The sequence below is a fragment of the Tsukamurella pseudospumae genome (assembly GCF_001575195.1).
Classification (GTDB): Bacteria; Actinomycetota; Actinomycetes; order Mycobacteriales; family Mycobacteriaceae; genus Tsukamurella; species Tsukamurella pseudospumae.
This window is the reverse complement of sequence record NZ_LSRF01000044.1, coordinates 21,783-41,935: the sequence shown is the minus strand read 5'-3', so window position 1 is coordinate 41,935 and position 20,153 is coordinate 21,783. Positions and strand designations below refer to the sequence as shown.

General features: G+C 68.7%; 20 protein-coding genes. 9 read left to right on the top strand and 11 right to left on the bottom strand.

The features are described 5' to 3' along the window. Positions 1 to 76 precede the first annotated feature (76 nt). Positions 77 to 3,454: a DEAD/DEAH box helicase gene (locus AXK60_RS13075; protein ID WP_068571581.1), complete on the bottom strand. Its 3,378-nt coding sequence runs from the start codon at positions 3,452 to 3,454 to the stop codon at positions 77 to 79. Positions 3,455 to 3,724: 270 nt separating this feature from the next. On the opposite strand from AXK60_RS13075, the gene AXK60_RS13070 reads away from it, so the two are divergent. Together AXK60_RS13070 and AXK60_RS13065 are read left to right on the top strand one after the other, a co-directional pair. After that, positions 3,725 to 4,426: a trypsin-like peptidase domain-containing protein gene (locus AXK60_RS13070; protein WP_082778028.1), complete on the top strand. Its 702-nt coding sequence runs from the start codon at positions 3,725 to 3,727 to the stop codon at positions 4,424 to 4,426. A 204-nt stretch (positions 4,427 to 4,630) separates the two neighbouring features. Next, complete coding sequence (locus tag AXK60_RS13065) at positions 4,631 to 4,837, top strand: hypothetical protein (protein ID WP_068571579.1); 207 nt, start codon at positions 4,631 to 4,633, stop codon at positions 4,835 to 4,837. Positions 4,838 to 5,666: 829 nt separating this feature from the next. Here the strand turns inward: AXK60_RS13065 and AXK60_RS13060 are convergent. From AXK60_RS13060 to AXK60_RS26475, 4 genes are all read right to left on the bottom strand, one after another. Next, positions 5,667 to 9,005 carry a bifunctional DNA primase/polymerase gene (locus AXK60_RS13060; protein WP_068571578.1) on the bottom strand — a complete coding sequence of 1,113 codons (3,339 nt, stop codon included), beginning with the start codon at positions 9,003 to 9,005 and terminating at the stop codon, positions 5,667 to 5,669. Continuing rightward, positions 9,002 to 9,334: a hypothetical protein gene (locus AXK60_RS27005; RefSeq protein WP_068571577.1), complete on the bottom strand. Its 333-nt coding sequence runs from the start codon at positions 9,332 to 9,334 to the stop codon at positions 9,002 to 9,004. The genes AXK60_RS13060 and AXK60_RS27005 overlap by 4 nt, the downstream gene beginning before the upstream one ends. A gap of 96 nt (positions 9,335 to 9,430) precedes the next feature. Further along, complete coding sequence (locus AXK60_RS27945; protein ID WP_082778013.1) at positions 9,431 to 9,619, bottom strand: helix-turn-helix domain-containing protein; 189 nt, start codon at positions 9,617 to 9,619, stop codon at positions 9,431 to 9,433. 245 nt (positions 9,620 to 9,864) lie between these two features. After that, positions 9,865 to 10,035, bottom strand: coding sequence for a helix-turn-helix domain-containing protein (locus AXK60_RS26475; protein ID WP_139057936.1), 171 nt, complete (start codon positions 10,033 to 10,035; stop codon positions 9,865 to 9,867). Positions 10,036 to 10,147: 112 nt separating this feature from the next. Between AXK60_RS26475 and AXK60_RS13050 the strand changes: the two genes are divergently transcribed. Together AXK60_RS13050 and AXK60_RS13045 are read left to right on the top strand one after the other, a co-directional pair. Continuing rightward, positions 10,148 to 10,408, top strand: coding sequence for a hypothetical protein (locus AXK60_RS13050; protein ID WP_068571576.1), 261 nt, complete (start codon positions 10,148 to 10,150; stop codon positions 10,406 to 10,408). Then, positions 10,401 to 10,739: a hypothetical protein gene (locus AXK60_RS13045; RefSeq protein WP_068571575.1), complete on the top strand. Its 339-nt coding sequence runs from the start codon at positions 10,401 to 10,403 to the stop codon at positions 10,737 to 10,739. The genes AXK60_RS13050 and AXK60_RS13045 overlap by 8 nt, the downstream gene beginning before the upstream one ends. 436 nt (positions 10,740 to 11,175) lie before the next feature. Here the strand turns inward: AXK60_RS13045 and AXK60_RS27000 are convergent, their stop codons facing one another. Next, positions 11,176 to 11,337, bottom strand: coding sequence for a hypothetical protein (locus AXK60_RS27000; RefSeq protein ID WP_175400012.1), 162 nt, complete (start codon positions 11,335 to 11,337; stop codon positions 11,176 to 11,178). Positions 11,338 to 11,550: 213 nt separating this feature from the next. Here AXK60_RS27000 and AXK60_RS13040 point away from each other — a divergent pair, with 213 nt between their 5' ends. Then, positions 11,551 to 12,489, top strand: coding sequence for a hypothetical protein (locus AXK60_RS13040; RefSeq protein ID WP_068571574.1), 939 nt, complete (start codon positions 11,551 to 11,553; stop codon positions 12,487 to 12,489). A 344-nt stretch (positions 12,490 to 12,833) separates the two neighbouring features. Here the strand turns inward: AXK60_RS13040 and AXK60_RS13035 are convergent, their stop codons facing one another. From AXK60_RS13035 to AXK60_RS13025, 3 genes are all read right to left on the bottom strand, one after another. Next, positions 12,834 to 13,028 carry a hypothetical protein gene (locus tag AXK60_RS13035; RefSeq protein WP_068571573.1) on the bottom strand — a complete coding sequence of 65 codons (195 nt, stop codon included), beginning with the start codon at positions 13,026 to 13,028 and terminating at the stop codon, positions 12,834 to 12,836. A gap of 91 nt (positions 13,029 to 13,119) precedes the next feature. Then, positions 13,120 to 13,470, bottom strand: a complete 351-nt coding sequence (locus AXK60_RS13030) for a hypothetical protein (RefSeq protein WP_068571572.1) — start codon at positions 13,468 to 13,470, stop codon at positions 13,120 to 13,122. Positions 13,471 to 13,554: 84 nt separating this feature from the next. Then, the gene (locus AXK60_RS13025; RefSeq protein WP_082778012.1) at positions 13,555 to 13,836 is read right to left on the bottom strand and encodes a helix-turn-helix domain-containing protein; all 282 of its coding nucleotides are present in this window, start codon (positions 13,834 to 13,836) and stop codon (positions 13,555 to 13,557) included. Positions 13,837 to 14,155: 319 nt separating this feature from the next. Here AXK60_RS13025 and AXK60_RS13020 point away from each other — a divergent pair, with 319 nt between their 5' ends. After that, entirely contained in the window at positions 14,156 to 14,623 is a 468-nt protein-coding gene (locus AXK60_RS13020) for a single-stranded DNA-binding protein (protein ID WP_068571570.1), read from the top strand. Positions 14,624 to 14,695: 72 nt separating this feature from the next. Here AXK60_RS13020 and AXK60_RS13015 read toward each other — a convergent pair whose 3' ends face one another. Further along, the gene (locus AXK60_RS13015) at positions 14,696 to 15,859 is read right to left on the bottom strand and encodes a cation:proton antiporter domain-containing protein (RefSeq protein ID WP_082778011.1); all 1,164 of its coding nucleotides are present in this window, start codon (positions 15,857 to 15,859) and stop codon (positions 14,696 to 14,698) included. A 190-nt stretch (positions 15,860 to 16,049) separates the two neighbouring features. On the opposite strand from AXK60_RS13015, the gene AXK60_RS13010 reads away from it, so the two are divergent. The 3 genes from AXK60_RS13010 to AXK60_RS13000 are packed head-to-tail and all read left to right on the top strand — an operon-like array spanning position 16,050 to position 19,340. Beyond that, positions 16,050 to 17,462 carry a nitrate/nitrite transporter gene (locus AXK60_RS13010; RefSeq protein WP_068571568.1) on the top strand — a complete coding sequence of 471 codons (1,413 nt, stop codon included), beginning with the start codon at positions 16,050 to 16,052 and terminating at the stop codon, positions 17,460 to 17,462. 26 nt (positions 17,463 to 17,488) lie between these two features. Further along, positions 17,489 to 18,613, top strand: coding sequence for a uroporphyrinogen-III synthase (locus AXK60_RS13005; RefSeq protein ID WP_139057935.1), 1,125 nt, complete (start codon positions 17,489 to 17,491; stop codon positions 18,611 to 18,613). Position 18,614: 1 nt separating this feature from the next. After that, positions 18,615 to 19,340, top strand: coding sequence for a sirohydrochlorin chelatase (locus tag AXK60_RS13000; protein WP_068571566.1), 726 nt, complete (start codon positions 18,615 to 18,617; stop codon positions 19,338 to 19,340). 36 nt (positions 19,341 to 19,376) lie between these two features. Here the strand turns inward: AXK60_RS13000 and AXK60_RS26470 are convergent, their stop codons facing one another. After that, on the bottom strand, positions 19,377 to 20,111 hold the full coding sequence (locus tag AXK60_RS26470) for a protein kinase family protein (RefSeq protein ID WP_068571565.1): 735 nt from the start codon (positions 20,109 to 20,111) through the stop codon (positions 19,377 to 19,379). Positions 20,112 to 20,153 lie beyond the last annotated feature (42 nt).

Here is a 20,153-nt window from a genome sequence, read left to right as displayed (position 1 = left end):
CTGTCGGCTGAGCGTAGCCAGACACCGCAGTCTTGATTATGAACCTGCGGCTCCGGCCAGGTTCGCATCGGGAACGCTAGAGGACGAAGTCGGCAATCCAGGCGCATTTCGGGATGGTCTGCTCGGCCGGGTTCTGCGTCGGAGGGACCACGGTGTGCAGGATTGACGGCAAGCCTGAGGGGATCAGTGGTACGACGTTGGCCGCGCCCTCGACAGTGAGTGTGACCATCTTCCAGATGTCGCCGAGGTGGACCAGCGCAACCAACGATCCGTTGAAGGTTGCGACGCCTACCTCGTGGCCGAGGGACCCGAGCAGCGCGCAGAGCACGAGCTCCCTCTCATCTGGTGTAGCTTCTCCCGACCGCAAGACAGTCACCGCCGGGCGCACCTCGCCCGTCAGCCGCAACCGGAGGAGCTTGGCAACGTTGGCTCGCATGGAGATGATTGCGGTCGCCGGCTCGTCGTCATGCCCGGCAAGTGCGCGCGCTACGGGCTGCAGTTGTGGGTCGGGTGCGATGAGCGGCGCGATCTGTGCGGCGCGGTGCGCCCGTTCGCTCATCATGAGCTTGCGGACACGTCCGATGGACTTGGTGACGGTTGCAACTCCATGTAGCCGCGCGATCGCTTCGCGTGACTCTTCAACCGCGTCCTTCGGTGGATCCAGTCTCTCGGGGATCACGGTTACCACGTTCGAGTACGCGAAGTCGCCACCGCGGGTGTAGAGGAAGATGTCGGCGGCCACCGGTCCCGGAGGCGACTTGTGTGGCACAGGGATGACGGCGGACCGCGCTTGCGTGAATGACCCCGTGGCGCGGCGGCTACCGGTGTTTGACAGCAGCGCAAGTCGCGACTCCGCAGTTGAGTTCCGGATCGGCACCGTGAGCCCATCCGCCATCCCGAGCTCAAGAACCGCTCGTGACTGCATTACCTTGAGGAAATGGTCGGCTGAGACGTCGACCTGCCGCGGCCGAGCGCGGATGGTGTCGGGGCCGTCGAAGCCCGCGTCCCTCGCTCTGCGCCAAAGGTCCTGCATCGCGAGCCTACGGTTCTCCGGGTACAAGCTGTTCTCGAGCAGCCACAGCAGCCGCCCATGCCCTCGTTCGGGTACTGGGTGCAGCCCCCACCATGTCAGTCGCCGCGCAAGGTCGCCTCCGACCGCCGGTGCCCAGTTCGAGAGGCCCAAGTAGCCCAGGGCGCTGATCCACGCGAGGTATCTGGGCATGTCTTCGATGGCCCTACGGAACTCGGCGATGGAGATCCCCTGCGGAGGCTTCGCACGAAGTTTAGGTTGATCGCGAAGCGCGAGGTTCGCGGCAGCCATGCAAAACCTGGGTCCGAACTCCTCGCCGGCGAGGGATATCGCGAATGGCGACCACCCGCTGAGGATCCCTTCGACGACGGGCAGATACGTGCGCTGGTTGATCGGCCACTCGCGAAGCCGCGTGGTTGCGCTCGACACGACGCTGAGCACGACCTCCTCCGCCTCGGAAGCAGAGCACGGTATCGGGACTTCCGCGAGCTTCGACAGGATTGCTGCGGCCGACTCCGACTCCACCATCAACCGGCATGTCAGCGATCCGAGCTCCGTGGTCGACAACGCCCCTGCGTTCTCGACTATGAAGCCCTTGGCAACGAGGAAGTCCACGGCCTCGTCAACCTGACCTGCGTCACCGGACTGAGCGAACGCGAACGTCTCCTCGAACCATGCCCCCGCCGAATCCCGGTCCGCGATCGATCCGAGAAGCACCTCTGCGAGAATCACATCGGTCAGTTGCGCCGCGACGTTCGACCTGGCCTCGTAACCGTCGGCAAGCTTGCGGCGCCATGCTAGTTCCTCATCGTGGGGCACTAGGAGGTACCCGAATCCCTCGGGCTCCTGGCCGGCCCGTCCCGCCCGGCCAAGCATCTGCTGTGCTTGACTGACCTCGAGCGGAGTGTCCTTTCCAAGCTCCAAGTCTCGGATCACAACTACTCGGGCTGGTGTGTTGACTCCTGTCGACAGGCCCGACGTGGCGACCAGCGTGCTGATCGATCGATCCTTGAACGCCGATAGGGCTCGCCCCGCATACGGGGCGTCGCGGAAGTGGACGCCGACGCCCCGTCGGTAGCACTGGTCGACCAGCTGCTCAACATCGGTGGCTGGGTTGAAGGCGATGCCTGCTGCGAGGGCCGCGGTTCGCAATACGTTGTTCTTCGTCCCACAGAACACGAGAACGCTAGCCTCATCGCGGTTACCGTCGACACCAGCGGACTCTCCGCGGGGTGCCGGACGCACACTCTCGAGCACGGATCGAAGCGCCCCGTCCTTCGCATCCTGTATCTCCCCGAACCGCCCCGGCGGCTGCACGACATATGGCACGTACTGCGTAGTCAGAATCGTCGGACGCCAGCTGACTTCGATGAGCTGCGCGTTGAACCAGGTCGATAGCTCCTTGGCATTTGACACCGTCGCCGAGAGCGCGACGATCCGGGTCCGTTCAGAAACGGCGCGCAACCGCGCGATGAGCGCCTCGAGAGTCGCGCCTCGCTGCGGGTCGCCGACGAGGTGTACCTCGTCGATCACGATGCAGCCGACCTTGCCGATGAACTCACGAAGCGATGACCGCCGGTACAGCGCCTCGAACTTCTCCGTCGTTGCCACCCAGAGCTGTGTCTTCTGGATCGTCTCGCTCGCGATGTTCGTCTCACCAGTCAGCTCGACGGCGGTCACACCGTGCTCACGCCACCGCCGTGTTGCGTCCCCGATCTCGGCGGCGAGCGCCCGGGCAGGCAATAGCCACACTGCGGGGCGCCCTTCCTCGATGATTGAGCGCAACACAGCGATTTCACCGATCAGGGTCTTGCCCGCGCTTGTCGGCGCCACCACCATCACATGACCCGATGTGTGCAAGACAGCCGGCACGGCCTTGGACTGCAACGGGTTCAAACGCGAGTACCGCGTCATGAACGGTCGCAGCTTCTCAGGGACGAGTCTGTCGGTCGGGGTCCAGTCCTCGTCGCCGACAACGACGGCCTGACTGTTCGCGACCAGACTCGTGAATCCGATCTCCAGTGCTCCGATGTCGTCCGGCTGAACGATCAGTGTGCCTGAGTTCTGATTCCGCCCGATTTCGGTGGCAGTGAAGTTCATCGAGTGCAGCATCGCGATGTCGTCAGCGAGAACCTCCTTCTCATGGATGTACCGCACTGGGACCAAGCGAACGCCAGCCTGCCGAAGCTCGCGGTGCGCAGCATCGTTCGAAGCCTCCGGCCGCGACAGAACCAGAACGTCAACATCTCGGCGAGCGGTCGCCGTGACCGCATCGAGGAGCTCGCGAGCTTTCGTGCTGACGTCCCACCAAGGCACTTTGATCCACACACGCAGGCGTGCGGTCGTAATCATGTCGATCAGCTTGTTGTGCAGGTCGGAAGTCGAGTCGCCGCCGTAGTTCGCGTAACGGACCGCCTGCTCCATCACAGCTCTCCTTCGAATCAGCTGTACCTCTGTGCAGTCTGCCAGCTTGGGTGGTCTGCGAATCGGGTTCTGCACCGGCTCTGCGCTTGCGTCCGTCGGGAAGAGACGCGGTGGAGCTAGACGCCCGGCCGTGCCGGACACCGCAGCACCGGCGCCGGCCCAGGTCGCCGAAGAGCGACCGGCGAGACAGCGCCCGCAACCCGGTCGTTTCCGGTCCTGACGCCGCTGCCGCTGCGGAGGGCGGGGACCGGCGCGGCTTACCCTCTGCCCATGGCAGTTGTTCCGGTCCAGTGTTGGATGCGCACGTTCAAGGTCGAGTTCACCGGGGGAGCAGCTTCGTGCTTCGTGATCAGCCATCGAGACCGTCAGTGGCTGATCACCGCCAAGCACGTGGCCGACGCCGCGGTGCAGAATGGCGTGGCCGCCCTTAGTCTCATAGGCGAGAACGGACTCGACGTCGGGCTATCCGGGGACCTGGTGCCTGTACCACTGATCGAGCAAGGACCGGATGTCGCGGTGTTCGATCTCGCCGGGAAGGAGATCGTTCTCGAGAACATGACGCTGGTCCCCTCCGCGGACGGTGTGGCCCTGAGCCAGGAGGCGTTCTTCTTGGGATACCCGCTTCCGAGCAGCCTGCCCCTCATGGGCCAGCTCCCCGCGGTGAGGCGAGGAATCGTGTCGCAGCGGGCCAGTGTCGACGGGGTGACCGCCTGGATCATCGACGGCCACAATCTTCCTGGCTTCTCGGGCGGGCCACTGGTCTTCGCCGAGGCTGGCGGGGTCGGTTCGACGTGGCACGTACTCGGAGTGATCAGCGAATACTGGCAGCACCGGATCGACGTCGAGATCGCTGGCGCCGCGGCGCAGGGCAACCTGGGGCTGACGGTGCCCACCAACGCGGGCATCGTGATCGTCTACGACATCAAGGACGCGACCGACGCCATCGAGGCGTACGTCGACGCTGGGAACTGAACTGACAGGGCCGGAGCAACCCAGCTTCCACCGTCGCGGCTGTTCCGTGCCGGTCGTCATGGTGGCGGCGCCGCCGAGACCTCCGTACTGGCTCCGGTCACATGGTGCGGATCGACGGTAATTCCCGTCGCACGGGATTACTCGGAGGAGGTCAGCCCGACTTCTTCGACATGCGCTGCGTCCGATCCCGCAACAGGTTCTTGGATGCGCCACGCGCCGACCTCGCTCACGTGCGGCACGGTGGACGTGGACTCCCTGCCGCGCTCGGACACCGTCCACGAGACCACCTACAGCGGGGTGCCGGCCGGGGCGATCGTGTCGCTCGCGGTGCGGGCGGACAGGCAGGTGCGTGTCGCGTGCCGGGTGGGGCGCGGGCGGGCGGCCGGGTTACCGGCGGCGGTCGGCTGGTGACCTACTCCTCCCACTTCTTCCGTTTCTTCGTGGGCGGCCTCGGCGGCAGCTTCGCCCAGTCGCACCGGCACGGCCCCTCTCTGCCGACGGGACAGTCCCCGCCGGGGCAGGGCACCAGCAGGCGACCTTCGGGTGGTCACCGTCGCCGTGGCACGGCGTGGAGTAGTCGCCGCCCGGGGTAACCCGTGGAGCGATACAGCAGCAGGGCACGCCCCGTTCGCGCACTCGCAGGGGTGCAGTTGGTCGTATCAGGTGGCTTCATCCGTGCGGCAGGTGTACCGACCGCGACGTCGGAACTGTCGGGTGGGCCGACTGCTCAGCGGTAGCCACTCGGCGCGCGCATTCTGCTGTGCCCAGAATGCATTGGTCTCGAGTTGAATCGAGTCTCCGGCAGCACCCTCGAGCACCCTGTAACCCAAAGAAACGTCTCTGACCTGCAGGGGTGCTCGGGGTGCCGGGGTGTTCGGGGTGTTCCCCCCACCCTCGAGCACCCCGCACAGCGGGGAGCGGGGTGTCAGTGTTAATTATAGTAAATCAAGATTAGATTCTGGAGAGTTACTGGGAGCCTACCGCCGTGTGGGGGCGCTCGTGGGTGTGCCCAGCACCCCGAACACCCCGGCACCCCGAGCACCCCTGCAGGTCAGAGCGTTTCTTCAAACTCAGAGGGTGCTCGTTGGGGTGGTCCAGATGCCGACCCGTTTTCACGGCGGTAGATCGCAACGGGGATCCAGATGCCTGATCACGAACCCCGCTGAGTAGTCACGGTCCAGAGTTGTGAAAGCCCCGGTTGGACCAGCACCACTCCAGCCGGGGCTCGTACGCCGCGGTGCTACGCCGCGATCTGCTTCGTGTCGGGGCCGAGTACCCAGCGTCCGTCGGCGGCGAGATGGACTTTCCCCTCACGCTCGAGGACGTTGAATGCGGGGTGCATGAACGCCTTTTGTCCCTTGCTCAGGCCGCCGAACGCGCCCGTCACGCCGTCAGCGGCCTTGTCCTTTTCAGCCAGTTGCTTCGCCGTGACGCCCTTGCGGATCTGGGTCGGCTTCGCAGACCCGCCCGCCCGCAGCAGACGGTTGAGGATCGCGTTCTTCGCGCTGTGGATGCCTGACGTCGTGATCGCGGCCTCAGCGGCCTTGCTGCCGGCGTTGCCGGCGCCCTTGACCTTGCTTGCCTTGAAGGCGGAGGACTGCGCTTCCAGCTCGATGTAGGCCCTGCACATCGCCTTCACGAGGTCCGATCCTTCCACCAGCAGCTCCGCGGCCTCCCACTGCTCATCGGTTGGGCTGTAGCCACCGTCGAGGACGGCGAAGCCCACCGACGCGTGGAGGATCGTGACGACCCGGTGAGCGCTCACCTCCGCCCGCAGCGCCATCGTCGGGTCGGCCGCGAGTTCCGCGCTGAGGCAGTGCGACTCCCGCAGCGCCGCAGCGGCGCGGTCCGGCAGTGTCACCCAGATGGGCGGCGCATCGTCGAATCCGACGTGCCCCTTGCGCTCTTCGCCCTCCTCGGTGCGGTGGTTGCCGATGTTCGTGATGTCGGGCACCGCGCCCGCAGCGGCGCGGGCGCTCTGCGGCTGCTGACATGGGATCGGCGGATCGGCCACGTGTCCGGTGTGGTGCCAGGGCTGGCTGCTCTGGTCCGCCATCACCGGCGCGACCGTGAGGCCGTACAGAGGCCCGACATCATCCGGGTGGATGAGGCCAGTGTTGCCGACGATGAAACGCGCCACTGCGCCGATCGCGTTGTGCTGGGCCAGGATGGCCATCTTCTCCGGCTGGCTGTTCACCTGGAACCCGATCCGGCTACCGTGCTTCGGCAGCACGGCAGAGTTGTCCTTGTTGCTGGTGCCCTGCCCGCCCTGACCGTTCTGGTACGCCATGGTGAGGAACCCTGGGAGCTTGTTACCCGGCTGGCTCAGGTACGCGTTCAGTTGGTCCATCTCATCGATCACGTTGAGGATGCTCGTGGTGTGGATGACGGTTTTGCCGTCGTCGACGCCCCTCAACTCCTTGGCGTAATACTCCGCCGTGCCCAGCCCGAGCCGCTTGACACCCTGCCGGAGCGGGATGGCGGCGTCGGCGGCATTCTCCGTCTCGCCCTTTCCTGCCGAACTGACGGCCACGTTGACCGCGTAGATGTTCACGCCCTGCCCCATCACCTTCTCCTCGGTGCTGCGGTTGCGGGCCGGGAGGAGCACGTTCGGCGGGATGCCGGAGACGGCTCGGGGCAGGATGGCGCAGGCGAGGCCGTGGGGGTACACGCCCTCGCTCTCCGCGAGGTCCCAGATGCGCTGCACCGCAGGTACTCCGAGTGCGAGCATCCGGTCCTCGATCTCGACGATCTTGCCTCGCAGATCGCGGATCTCCTTCTCCAGCTCGACGGTATCGACCCCGCCGACCAGCTCGCCCTCGATCGCATCGTCGGGATCCAGCTCGGTGCCCGAAGCCGGTTCCGCCTGACCGGGCACCTCTACGGTCTCAGCGTCGACGATGACGCCGGGGGCCTCCGTCGCGGTCGCAGCGGGCGGTACCACCTCAGCCGGCTGCTGGATCGGTTGCGGCGGGACGGCCCCGATCACCGGCTCGGTGAGGTAGGTCTCGCCGCCTTGTGGCGTGGCCTGTGCACGGCTGCGCAGGTGCGCTGCCACGCGCCGGCACTGCGAGGCCTGCCGGAGCCAGTAGTCCCGGTCGGCCGTCACCTTGCGCCACGCATTCACGCGGCGGGTGAGCGGGTTCAGGCACACGAACTCCGGTTCGGCGTCGGGGTCCGGCTCGACGGCGGTACCGGTGCACTGCTCTGGGTCGTCGGCGCGGTCTTCGTAGCGCTCGGCGGCCTCGTCCATCGTGTCGGCGAAGTCGCCGAACTTGGAGGGCATCGCGATGCCGAAGTGCTCGGCGGTCGAACGGAACCCGGCGCCGGTGGTCTCGACGCCCCGCAAGCGGCACGCGAGCTGCAGCTTGCTCAGGGTCGCCTCCTTGCCGTCGATCCCCAGCGCCGCCAGCATGGTGCCCGAGACGATGTGCACGTAGTTCCCGCGCTCGCACTCGTGCATCCAGGCGCTCCGGCGGTGATCGGCGCCGTTCCAGTGGATTTCGATGTCTCCACACGACGGGTCGCGGTCGCCCCAGTCCTCGATCCGCGGATCGAGCTCCATGATCGCGGACCAGGGCACCGCGTCGATCTCGCTGCTCAGCTCGGCCGAAGCCTCGGTCTGCTCCGCGCCCCGCGCTCCGCGGACGACCGGAGTCAGCCCACCGTGGATGCTCTCGAGCCCGGCGGGGCACTCGACCGCCGCGTCGAGCAGCCAGTCCGGCGGCGCGTCCAGTGGCTCACCGCTCCACACGGTGTGGTTGCCGTCGGCGGTGTACCACCAGCCCGCGGCCTCGATCAGAGCGGTGGGCGGGACGACCGCCATCGAACCGGGAGCGGCCAACACGTCGACCAAGCCGCCGTCGCCGATCTTGCGCTGATTGAGGTTCTGCAGGCGCGAGGTGTCGAAGTCCTCGCCGTACTGGCACCAGATGTGCGACCCGCCCCGCTTATCCACGCGCGGGTCAGCGGAGACGGGGCTCATGCCCTTCGCGGTGCGCAGCACCGGCCGCAGCCCCGCGGCCTTGAGCGCCACGGTCGCCGCTGCGTTCTCGGCGTCGACCACGATCAGGCGGCTCGGCCCGAGCAGGACGCCCAGACCGCCCCCGTTCGCGACGTGCTCGATCGCCTCCTCGGCGGTGAGCGCGGGCGTCACCGCGGGGTCGTTCCAGCCGGCACCCACAGGGTGCTTCGCGCCCGCGCGCAGCTTCACCAGATGGAAGCCGAGCGCGACCATGCGCCGGATCACCGTCTCGTTCACCGCGGCGTTCACCGCAGGCGGAGCGGGCGGCGCCGGGATCCACGCCGCGAGGGCGGGCAGCGTGGTGCGGTGCATGAGACGGTCCGTGCCGACGTACGTGAACGCCTCGGCGGGTTCACTGGTGGAGTCGCACCCGGCGCGGTGCTTGTGGAAGATCGGCTTGTCACCGATCCGGTAGCGAGGGCAGTCGCACCAGCCGGGCACCGGCCTGGCGGCGGTGTCGAGCTGCACCTGCGGGCGCTCGGCGAGGTATGCGGCGAACGCGGCGTCGGCAGCCTCCGCGGTGAGCATGGGGTGGAGCTGCTCGGCGGCCTTCACCGGGCCACGCCCAGTCGCGGGCGCGCAGGCGCGACCTCGAGCACGAGGCCGAACTCCGCGGCGTAGGCCCGCGCCGCGGCGGTCGTCGCGGTCCAGTCCACCGTGGCGCCGTATGCCGCGGTCGCCTCGTTGAACTCGGTGCATGTCATCGGCGTTGCGGGCCGCAAGGTACTGCGACCCTCGCGGTAGACCCAGTCGATCCGCACGCACGTGATCGGGACGCCCGGCACCGGGACCGGCACGGTGGGCAGAGGGGCGTCGTGGCGGTGCGCCCGCCCGTGCGGCGCGTCCTGCCTCTCCGCAGAAGTGTAGTCAGGTTTGCGTGCCATAATGGTGATGTCCTTCCATCTTGAGCAGGGTGTTGGGGCGGCGATTTGGATGGGTCCCGTGTTGGCGCACGGGCCCTTTCGCCTTCTGGGGGTTGATTACGAGGTGATCGGCATCCGCTCACCGGCGGCCACGCGGTCTACCTCGTCGGAGTCCACGTAGACGCGACCGCCAACCCTCCAGCCAGCCAGCAATCCGCGGTCGATCCAGCGCTGGATCGTAGGTGGCGCCACGCCTACCTTTCGCGCGGCAGCAGCCTTGACGATCCGATTGGTCGTTCTCGACATTTCTCACCTCCCGTTGTTTCAGTTCGCGCTGTCCGATTAGACCTCCAGGTTCGGAATTTGCCCCCGGATCCCGCACCGATACCTTCGGCGTGTCGCGGCGCGGAGAGCACGGTCAGTCACTCTCTGCGCTCGGCCAACACCGCCGCGACAACGCCGCGTCCGTACTGTCGCTCCCACCGGCGCCGGCCACTGGCGCGGCAGCCGGCGATCATCGCGTTCCGCACGTGATCCGGAAGGGAGCGGAGTCAGCGGTCGACGTCGATCTCGGTGGCGTATCGGCGCACCGTCGCGTCGCTGATCCCGTGCGCGGCGGCGAGCTCGGAAGCGGTGGCCTCGCCAGATCTCAGGGCGAAGGCGATCTCAGCGCGGAGGGCGGGATCGGGGATTGCGTAGCGGAAGGGCGGGTGATCGGTCATGGCCCGGATGGTGCACCGCACCGGCAGAGGGAGGGGCGCGCGGCGCGTTGAGTGGACCTGAGGCTCAAGGTATTCAGGTGCGTATGTCAGAGGTGCGTGGCAGGCTCGACGCATGGATCACGACGAGCTGGACCGCCGTGCCGCCCTCTACCGCGTCGTGGACAACGCCGCCGCTCTGCATCGCGCCCTCGACACGCTCGCCCCGGAGGCGGCCGCGAGGATCGGCCTCACGGTTGCGGACCTCGATCGCATCTCTCTGCTCACCAGTCGGGCCCTCTGGTCCTCGACGTCAGACCTGCACCAGCGAGGCGAGGATGAGTTGGCGCACCGGGTGATCGCCCGCGCCGCTGAGTTGGAGGCGGGCAGTGACTGAGCCGACCATCTGGACCCGGATCGCCGCGGCGCCGGGCTGGCAGCCCCTGTACCGGCAACTGCGGCGCGACATCGCCAGCCTGGATCCGCACGCGCAGTTCACGTCCCGAATCGGTACGGGCATGCTTCACCTTCACGTTGGTCGGGCGGAAGAAGCTGTAGAACAGCAGATTCGAGATCTCTGCTTCGACGCCGAGGGCGCCTCGATGCGCGTCTGCCAGATCTGCGGAGGGTTCGGCCAGGTTCGGGTGCTGGGCGAGGAGAAGAGGCTCGTGACGGTATGCGGCCGTCACGCCGCGGCGGTGGAAGCGATCGAGCGGGAACGGTGGTGACCGTGCCGTGGCCCATCGTCGCGGTCGAGAGTCGCGGCCAAACCATAATTCGGATCACGCATGCGGATGGCACGGTCGCGGACTATGACTTCGATTACCTCCTCGGCAGGGGCGGTGTGTTCGCAGCGCTCACGGCGGAGCTGGTCCCGACCGCGCAGCTGCTGGACGGCACCGTCGGGTGGCTGCTGCCGGACGGGCAGGTGATCGACCTGGCCGCAGACGCGCTGTACGGGCACGCGTATGGCCGCTGCCCGGGCAGCACCTGCCGAGGGTGGACGCCGGCGCACACGGTGCTGGTGCAGCGTGGGATGGGGAATTCGCGGACCTTGAATTGCTTCTCGCCGCGGAGCCGCCGCTGTTTCTGCCCGCCGATGCGGACCGGGAGCTGGCACGTGAGGTGCTACGTCCCCGGCCGAGCGCCAGGGCGGCCGCCATTCTACTTGCCTGCGATCAGCATCGTCACGTGGTTCCCGTCGGGATCCAGGGCGACCGTGCCGCCGAGGACATCGGCGCGTGTGCGCATGACGCGGAGTGGCACCTGCTCATCGACGGGGATCCCGAAGCCGACGGTGCCGGGGCGCGGTCTGGGGTGGTCCACGAGCATGGGCATCGTGGCGAAATCGGCAGTCGGTATCGGGCATGCGAATGTGGAGGAACGGCACCAAGGCGGCACCACCGGAGCGCATGGTCGCGATCGACCCCCCGGGGGGCTCGACACCACAGCATGTCGGTGGCCCGTGCGAATGTGAATAGGTCCGCGGGAGGTAGCCGAACCTCCGAGATACACGATGTGAGGTGAGAGGAGGTCGTCGTGTACCCAGCACCCGACCCGAACGCCGAGGAGTACAAGGTCGGCCAGGAGTACCTGGAGTTGTCGGAGGCGCTGTTCCGCCTTGTGGAGGCTCACGACACGGCACGCGCGAGCGTAGGCCAGCCGTATCGGCCGAAGAGTCGAGCAGCCACCGACTTCGACAATCAGGAACAGTTCCGCGGATCCGCGTCGGAGGGCCCTGTCGAGGATCTTCAGGCCGAGGCGGGATTTTTTCTCGCTCGTGCCGACGATCACATGCGCGCCCTTGCCATGTCGATCGCTACCGAGCGGGTCGCCCACAGCGTTTTCACTCTTGCTCGTGTGGTATTGGCGGCGAGCTCGTTCGCGTACTCACTTCTGGACCCTGATCCAAGTATCGGCACTGCCCAACGGATCGTGAAGTATCACAACTTCGAGCTACACAGCCTCTACGAGATTCGCCCTGTGGTTTGGCAGCATGATTCGGATCTCGAGGCGGAGATCGATGACCGGGTCGATACCCTGCTGTCGCAGGCGTCGTTGCTCGGCGTGAAGCACGTGAAGGCCGGCGGAAGGACGTACCTCGACCCTGCGCCGTTCAGCGAGCGCGAGATGGTCATCAGCCTGCTCGAGCGCACCAAGGCGATCAAGCGCCCGAAGCGCCAGCCCATGCGGGCGGGCGACATCGTGTACTCGGTGCTATCCGCGTCGGTGCACGCGCAGCCTCACATGAGGACGATGTTCGACTTCGTGGAATTGCCGCGTCGGGTGCCCGACAGGAAGCGCATCGGTGAGAGGACCAGTATCGAAACGATGGCGCGGGTCGCCCGCCTCGCGTTCATGGGCTACCACGCCGCTCACGAACGGCACCGCGATTACTTCGGATTGCCGAGGCTCGCGAAGATAAGGACGGTGAAACGTGACGCGCAGGTGATCGATTCCTTCGCAAGAGTGAAGTAACGAGGACTTCGTCCGCCTACGATACGGGGGTTCCGCTTTGGTCGGCTGAGCCGTTGAGCGGGCGGGTATCACCCCGCGTCCTGGTTCGTCGAAACCTTCTGCGTAATCCGTTCCGGTGCAGTCGGTCTAGCGCCACCACACAAACAGCCCGGCGTCGTCGCGGCACCGGGCTGTTCGGTTGGAGAGGGCGGTCAGATGGCGAGAGCATCCTTCGGAGCGACGGCGCGGATGGCCTCGATCCTGCCCTCCAGGCCGTCCTTGTCGCTTCCAGTCGGCGTGCGCGCCCCGGTACGAGGCGCAGGTGCCGCACTGGCCGACGGTCTGCCAGCCGCCGTTGAACCAGGTCAGGTGAGGGAAACCGAGACAGTCGCCGTTGCCCTCCGCGTGGCACTCCTGGCAGCCGCCGTCGGTGGTCCAGGCGACGAGGATGTCCTCGCTGCGAGCTTCCTCGCGATGATGCCCGCGGTGACGCCGAACTCGCCCTCGGGGGAGCTGGTCGCGTCGAGGGGCTCGGCGAGGATCTGGTCGATGTTGCTCATGTTGGGAGCCGTCTTCCGTGTCGGGATGGTCGCCGTCCGGCGGACCGGGCCCGACACCGACGCGTGGCCGATGCCATATCCCGCCTGCCGGTTAGGCTGCGACGATTTTCATCTCGGCCTCGACGGCGGCGCGGTCGTGTGCGGCAGCTGCGGCTCCCGCCTCCCCGATGCGCGGCCACTCAGCGTCGACGAGCTGCTGGATGCGGGTGGCCTGCTCGACCGTCAGGGCCCGCACAGCCTCGTCGACGACGGGGTGCGTGTTCGCGTCGGCGTCGAGCATCGTGTTGATCGCTACGCCGGTGCGGTGGGCGAGGACGAGCGCGCCGGCGTAGGACGTGGCGAGGATGATCTCCGCCGAGGAGGCGCCGGTCTCGGCGATGACTTTGCGTGCGCCGATCCGGTACGCCGCGGTGATCATGAAGGTGGTGTATGTGCTGGACATTGTGGGGCTCCTTACGAGAGTTCTGCGAGTTCTTGCCGGATTACCGGTGCGGCGCCCTGCGCCGCGGCGGTCAGCCCGCACGCCTCAGGGGCCGATACGAGGACCGATCGGGTCGCCCACCGCGTCGAGGTCGGCCACGCGGATCGACAGGCTCCCGGTCGGGAGTTTGCGGGCCGGAAGGTCGCCGGAATCGATCATCCGGCGGATCGAGCGGTCACTGATCCCGAGCATCGCCGCCGCGACCGCAACGTTCACGGCCTGCGCGGGGATGCCGGCGATGGTGGGCGGGACCAGCGCGGCCGGCGTGTGCCAGCTCATGCGGTGGGCGCCAGCGGGTCGGCGGTGGGGGAGATTCGAGCTGGTCATGCGGTGTGCCTCCAGGCATCACTTGAAGTGATGCTGGGGCCTTCCCCGCTGAGATCCCCTCCGAGGCGGGATAGCGGGCGATCCAGCGGATGCCTGGCACGGTGCCTGCGACGCCCTCCGAGGGGCGACGGTCGCGCTCGGACTCGCGGCCTGCGGACTACGCTGCCCCAAGTGACAGGTGTCGTCAACTCGTTCCGCAGGGATTCCTTCGGCGTGGCGCGCGGCCCGAACTCCGTTGCTCTCTGGCACATATCTGGCACGCAAGATGTTCTACGGCTCGTCGATAGTCACTGAACTGCAGATATTAACCTTGTGAGCGATGGCCGCGAACAACGGCTACCTCGACGAGAACGGCGAGTGGAAGCAGACCGGGACGCTGTGGCTCAACGTCAAGGCCTTCGGCGCGCTGGCGCGCAACGCGCGCGCCGTGATCGCCAAGGGGCGCCCGGTGATCGTGCACGGCGAGCTCAAGCACGAGACCTTCAACGGCACCGACGGCAACCGGCACAGCTCGCTCGACCTCAAGGCCGACGCGATCGGGCTGAACCTGCGGATGTGCGCCAGCCAGTACGTCGGCAAGGGCGAACCGTACCGGGAGATGGCGCCGCCGTCGGCGGCCGTGGACGCGTCGGCCGGGGAGCGCGACGCCGAGATCGGCGGGGACGGCTCGGACCGTGAGGTCGTCGTGGTCGGGGACTTCGGGGGCGAGGAGCTGGGGCAGGACGAGGGGGAGCGCGTCGAGAGGGAGCGCGAGCCGGCGGCGGTGGGCGGCGCGCCGGACTTCTGACGGACCGGGTGCCTGCCGGCTCGACGGTGCCGGCCGCGGTCGTTCACGGACGGGTCGATCACGACCGGTCGATCACGACCGGAGGCGGACCCGCCGATCGTGGTTCGCGACCGCGACCGGGGCGCCCAGGGTGTGCAGCACGACGCTGCCCAACACCACGAGCACGGCGACCGACAGCGTCAGATCGGCGACCGGTCCGTCCGGCAGCGTGTTGAACGCGATGAGCGCGAACACGATCGTGGAGGTGCCGCGGGGCCGGAGCCAGCCGAGCGCCAGGACCTCCCGGCGGGGGAGACCGCTGCGCAGCATCGCGACCCCGGTGGGCAGCACGCGCACCGCGGTCAGCGCCGCGACCACGAACAGGATCGCGCGCCGGTCCACCCCGTCGAACAGGCCCACGACGGCCACGGAGCCGAAGACGAACCACATCGCGGCGGTGAGCAGGAAGCCCACGTCGTCGGTGAGACGCACGTCGTCCGCCGTCTCGGCCCCGCGCCGCAGGCGGTAGACGATGCCGCACACGAACGCCGCGACGAAGCCGTTCCCGCCCAAGCCGACCGCGGCGGCGTAGGTGACGAGCGGCGTTGCCGCGAGCGCGAGTCGTCGGCCGCTGTCCGTCGACAGGCCGCGCCGTACGGTGTACGTCACGCCCAGTGAGATCGCCGCTCCCAGCGCGGCGCCCACGGCCAGCGCGAGCAGCGCCTGCGGTGCGGCGGCGAGCAGGGCGGGTGCGGGGTCGTCATCGCCGTGTGCGGGGCCCGCCCAGTACAGCGCGAACAGGAACACCGGCGTCACCAGGCCGTCGGTGTAGCCGGACTCCACCGTGAGCACGTCGCGTACGCGCGGGCTCACGTGTCGGTCCCGCAGCAACGACGGTGCCGATGCGAAGTCGATCGGCGCGATGACGCACGCGACGAGCACCACGACCGGCCACCCGAGGTGGGGGAGGAGAAGCCAGCCGACGGCGGCGGCGAGCAGGATGCTCAGTGGGAGGCCGATCAGCAGGGAGCGCACCACGAGCCGCGGGTGGCGGCCGAGCAGGGAACCCCGAACATGCGTGGCGTCCGCGAACAGCAGCACGGCCAGGATGATCTCGGCGGCCCGCTGCGCGGCCCCGGTGTTGAGCGCTTGGGCGATCGCGCCGTGGGCGCCGATGCCCAGTGCCGCGCCGGCGAGGACCATCACCAGCGGTGCCGAGACGCCCCAGCGTCCATGCGTCCCGAGAGGAGGCACCATACGACGAAGGCTCCCGCCCCGATCACGATCGCCGGAATCACCCCGAGATCATCCCACCCCGTCCCTCACGTCGCCGCCTCCCGCGGTGTGAGGTCGAGTTCATCCGGCGGACACCGAGCGAATCGGCACCGCAACACGGGCCTCCTAGCGTCGATCCGACCAGAAGTCGTCGAGGCACCGGAGGTCGGACATGACGCGAGCTCGCACCATCACCGAGTGGGATCCGGAGGACCGGCAGCAGTGGGAGTCGGGCGGTGAGCGGATCGCCAAGCGGAATCTGCTGTGGTCGGTGATCGCCGAACACGTGGGGTTCTCGGTGTGGTCCCTGTGGTCCGTGATGGTCCTCTTCATGCCGCAGGACGTGTACGGCCTGAGCACCGCCGACAAGTTCCTCATCGGCGCGACCGCCACGCTCGTCGGATCGTGCCTACGGATTCCGTACACCCTCGCGACGGCCCGCTTCGGCGGCCGGAACTGGACGATCTTCAGCGCGTTCGTACTGGCGGTACCGGTGGTCGCGACCATGGTGATCCTCGCGAATCCGGGGCAGCCGCTGTGGATCTACCTGCTGTGCGCGGCGCTGACCGGCTTCGGCGGCGGCAACTTCGCCTCGTCGATGACCAACATCAACGCCTTCTTCCCGCAGCGGCTCAAGGGGTGGGCGCTCGGTCTCAACGCGGGCGGCGGCAACATCGGCGTGCCGGCCGTGCAACTCGTGGGGTTGCTGGTCATCGCGACCGTCGGCGACCGCCAGCCCTACTGGGTGTGTGCGGTGTACCTCGTGCTGCTGGCCGTCGCAGGTATCGGGGCGGCGCTGTTCATGGACAACCTGCAGGTCCCGACCGTCGACACCGCCGCGATGCGGGCCGCCACCCGGGATCGCGACACGTGGATCGTCGCGCTGCTCTACATCGGGACCTTCGGCTCGTTCATCGGCTTCTCCTTCGCCTTCGGGCAGGTCCTGCAGGCCACGTTCAAGGCCGGCGGCGAGACCGCCGCGCAGGCCTCGCTGCACGCCGCGCAGATCGCCTTCCTGGGGCCCTTGCTCGGGTCGATCGCCCGGGTCTACGGCGGCAAGATGGCGGACCGGCTCGGCGGCGGCCGAGTCACTCTGTACGTCTTCGCCGGGATGATCGCCGCGGGTGGAGTGCTCATCGCCGCGGCGACCACGGCGGGTTCCGGCGCACCGTCGGGTGGGGTGCTCGCGGCGTACATCGTCGGCTTCATCGCGCTGTTCCTGCTCAGCGGCCTGGGCAACGGGTCCGTCTACAAGATGATCCCGTCGATCTTCGAAGCGAAGGCGCGTTCGATCGACGGCGACGAGGCCACGCGCACGCACTACTCGCGAGCGATGTCGGGGGCCGTGATCGGCATCGCGGGCGCCATCGGCGGCCTCGGCGGGGTGGGCATCAACCTGGTCCTGCGCTCGTCGTACCAGTCGTACGGCACGGCCACCGTCGCATTCTGGGTGTTCGGCGCGTTCTACGTGGTGGCAGCCGCGGTCACCTGGACGGTGTACGTGCGTACGCCCGCGCCGCGCGGGCATGGGACCATCGCACAGACGCATCGCGACGACGCTCTCAGCAGTGCCGACACCAGATGACCACAGCGTGGAAGGACGGATCTCCGATGACAGAGGCGCCGCAACGCCCCCTCCTCGGATTCACCGTGGCCGTGACGGCCGCGCGCCGCGCCGACGAGCTGACAACCCTGCTCGAGCGGCGCGGCGCAGCCGTGATCGCGGCACCGGCGATCGCCATGGTCCCGCTGTCCGACGACGAGCGGCTCCGCGCCGCGACCGAGGAGCTGCTCGAGAACACCCCGGACCTGCTCGTGGCCACCACCGGCATCGGCTTCCGCGGCTGGCTCGAGGCGGCCGAGGGCTGGGGCGTCGCGGAGCGGCTGCTCGCGGCCCTCGGAACAGGGCGGGTCATCTCCCGCGGTCCCAAGGCCACGGGCGCCCTCCGGGCGGCCGGGCTGCGCGAGGAGTGGTCGCCGCCGTCGGAATCCTCCGCCGAGGTGCTCAGTCACCTCAGCGGCACGGACCTCACCGGCCGGCGCGTGGCCGTCCAACTGCACGGAGCGACCGACGAGTGGGACCCGAACCCGGGCCTGCTCGAGGGCCTGCGTGCGCTGGGCGCCGAGATCGTTCCGGTCCCCGTCTACCGCTGGGAACAGCCCGACGACCTCACCGGGCTCGACCGGGTGGTGGAGGCCATCGCGACCGGCGCCGTCGACGCCGTCACCTTCACCTCGGCGCCGGCCGCTGCCTCCGTCCTCGAACGCGCCGCCGAGCTGGGTCTCGGCGCGGCCCTGCGCGGAGCGCTGACCGGCGCCGTGGTGCCGTACTGCGTGGGACCGGTCACCGCCACGCCGCTCGACCGTGCCGGCATCGCGTCCGTCACGCCGGAGCGGATGCGGCTGGGCGCGCTCGCGCGTCTCGTGGAGCAGGACCTCCCCGAACGCCGGCCGGATCTCGCGGTCGCCGGCCATGCGCTCGGTATCCGCGCGCGCGGCGCCGTCGTGGACGGTGTCGACCGCGAGCTCACGCCCACGTCGATCGTGCTGCTGCGGCTGCTCTCCCGGGAGCCCGGCGCGGTCGTCTCGCGCGACGACCTGCTCGCCGCCCTGGGTGGCGACGACCCGCACGCCGTCGAGGCCGCCGTCGCGCGGCTGCGGGCGGGGCTGGGCCACAAGGAGATCGTCGCGACGGTGGTCAAGCGCGGCTACCGTCTCGCAGTCGAGGAGCGCTGAGATGGGCACACTGCTCGTGGCGCACGGCACCCGCAGCGAGCACGGTGTCGCGATGATCGGCGACCTCGCAGCGGCGATGACGGACCGACTCCGGGAAACCGTCCGGGTGGCCTTCGTGGACGTCCTGGGGCCGACGCCGAGCGAGGTGCTCGCACAGCACGGCGACGAGCCGACGGTCGTGGTTCCGGCGTTCCTGTCGAGCGGCTACCACGTGCGCCACGATCTCCCGAGGGAGGTCGCCGAGTCCGGCCACCGATCCGTCACCGTCACCGAGGCGCTCGGACCGTCCCCCGAGTTGGCGCGCGCGATGCTCGGCAGGCTCCTCGAATCCGGTTGGCGGCGAGGAGATGCCGTGGTGATGGCCGCAGCCGGCACCCGCGATGTGCACGCGCAGGGGCAACTCCGGCGCATCGCGGCCGCCCTCTCGGCGCTGGTCGGCGCCCGGGTCTCCATCGCCTTCGCCGCCCCGAGCCAGCAGAGCGAGGGCTACCCCGCGGTGCAGGAGGTCGTCTCGCGCCTGCGGTCCGACGGTGCGCCGTCCGTCGCCGTCGCGTCGTACCTCCTGGCGGAGGGACTGTTCCAGCAGCGGCTGCGGGATTCCGGCGCCGACGTGGTCGCGGAGCCGCTGGGCCTGCACCCGTCCGTCGTCCGGCTCGCGTGCCTGCGCCGCAGCCACGCGGGACTGGCGATTCCCGCCGTTCGGCCCGCAGTCGAGACGCTTCCCTGATCGAGGTCGAGGTGCCGCGCCGTCGATCGGTGCGATCTAGACGATGAGGAACAGCGACAGGCAGCCCGCGCCGACGAGGATGACGAGGAACAGCAGTGCGATGGACAGCGTCGTCTCCGACACCTCGAACCCGCTGAAACGGCTGCCGGTTCGCGAAGGGGGCGTGGTCGCCGGCATCGGACCGGACTGGGCGGCGAACGCCGGGTGCGGCGGAGGTCCGCCGGCCGCCAGCGGTGCCGGGATCGCCGCCCACTGACCCGTCGAACCGGGAGGCGGCACGGGACGGAGCGGTTCGGCCGGCACACCCAGCGCCGCCCCCAGCGCGTCCGCGAAGGCGGTCACCGTCGGGAAGCGGAACTCCGGGCCGCGTGCCGTGGCCTGGGCCAGCACACCGTCGACGCGCGGATCGAGATCGGGGCGGGCCCGGCGCACCGTCGCGAAACCGTACGGGTTCGGCGGGTGCCCGGTGAGGAGGGAGTAGCTGGTGCTGGCGAGGGAGAAGACCTCGGACCGGACGGTGGGCTCCGCGCCGCCGAGTACCTCGGGTGCCGCGTGGGCGTCGGCGTCCACTGCGCTCGGCGAGGCGGCCAGGTGCACCGACCCGTCGGTGCCGACCTGAAGTGCCGTCGGGCTGAGGCGCCCGTAGGGACGGCCCGCGGCGGCGCGGACGTCCACCTCAGGCGCGACCGAGCCGACCAGGAACCTGACCTGTCCCGCCGTGAGCTGCCCCTGTTCGGGCGGCCGAACCGATGCGTCGCCGTGACTCGACATCGCCTGACTCCTTCACCTCGTCCGGAGCAGACACTAGTGGTG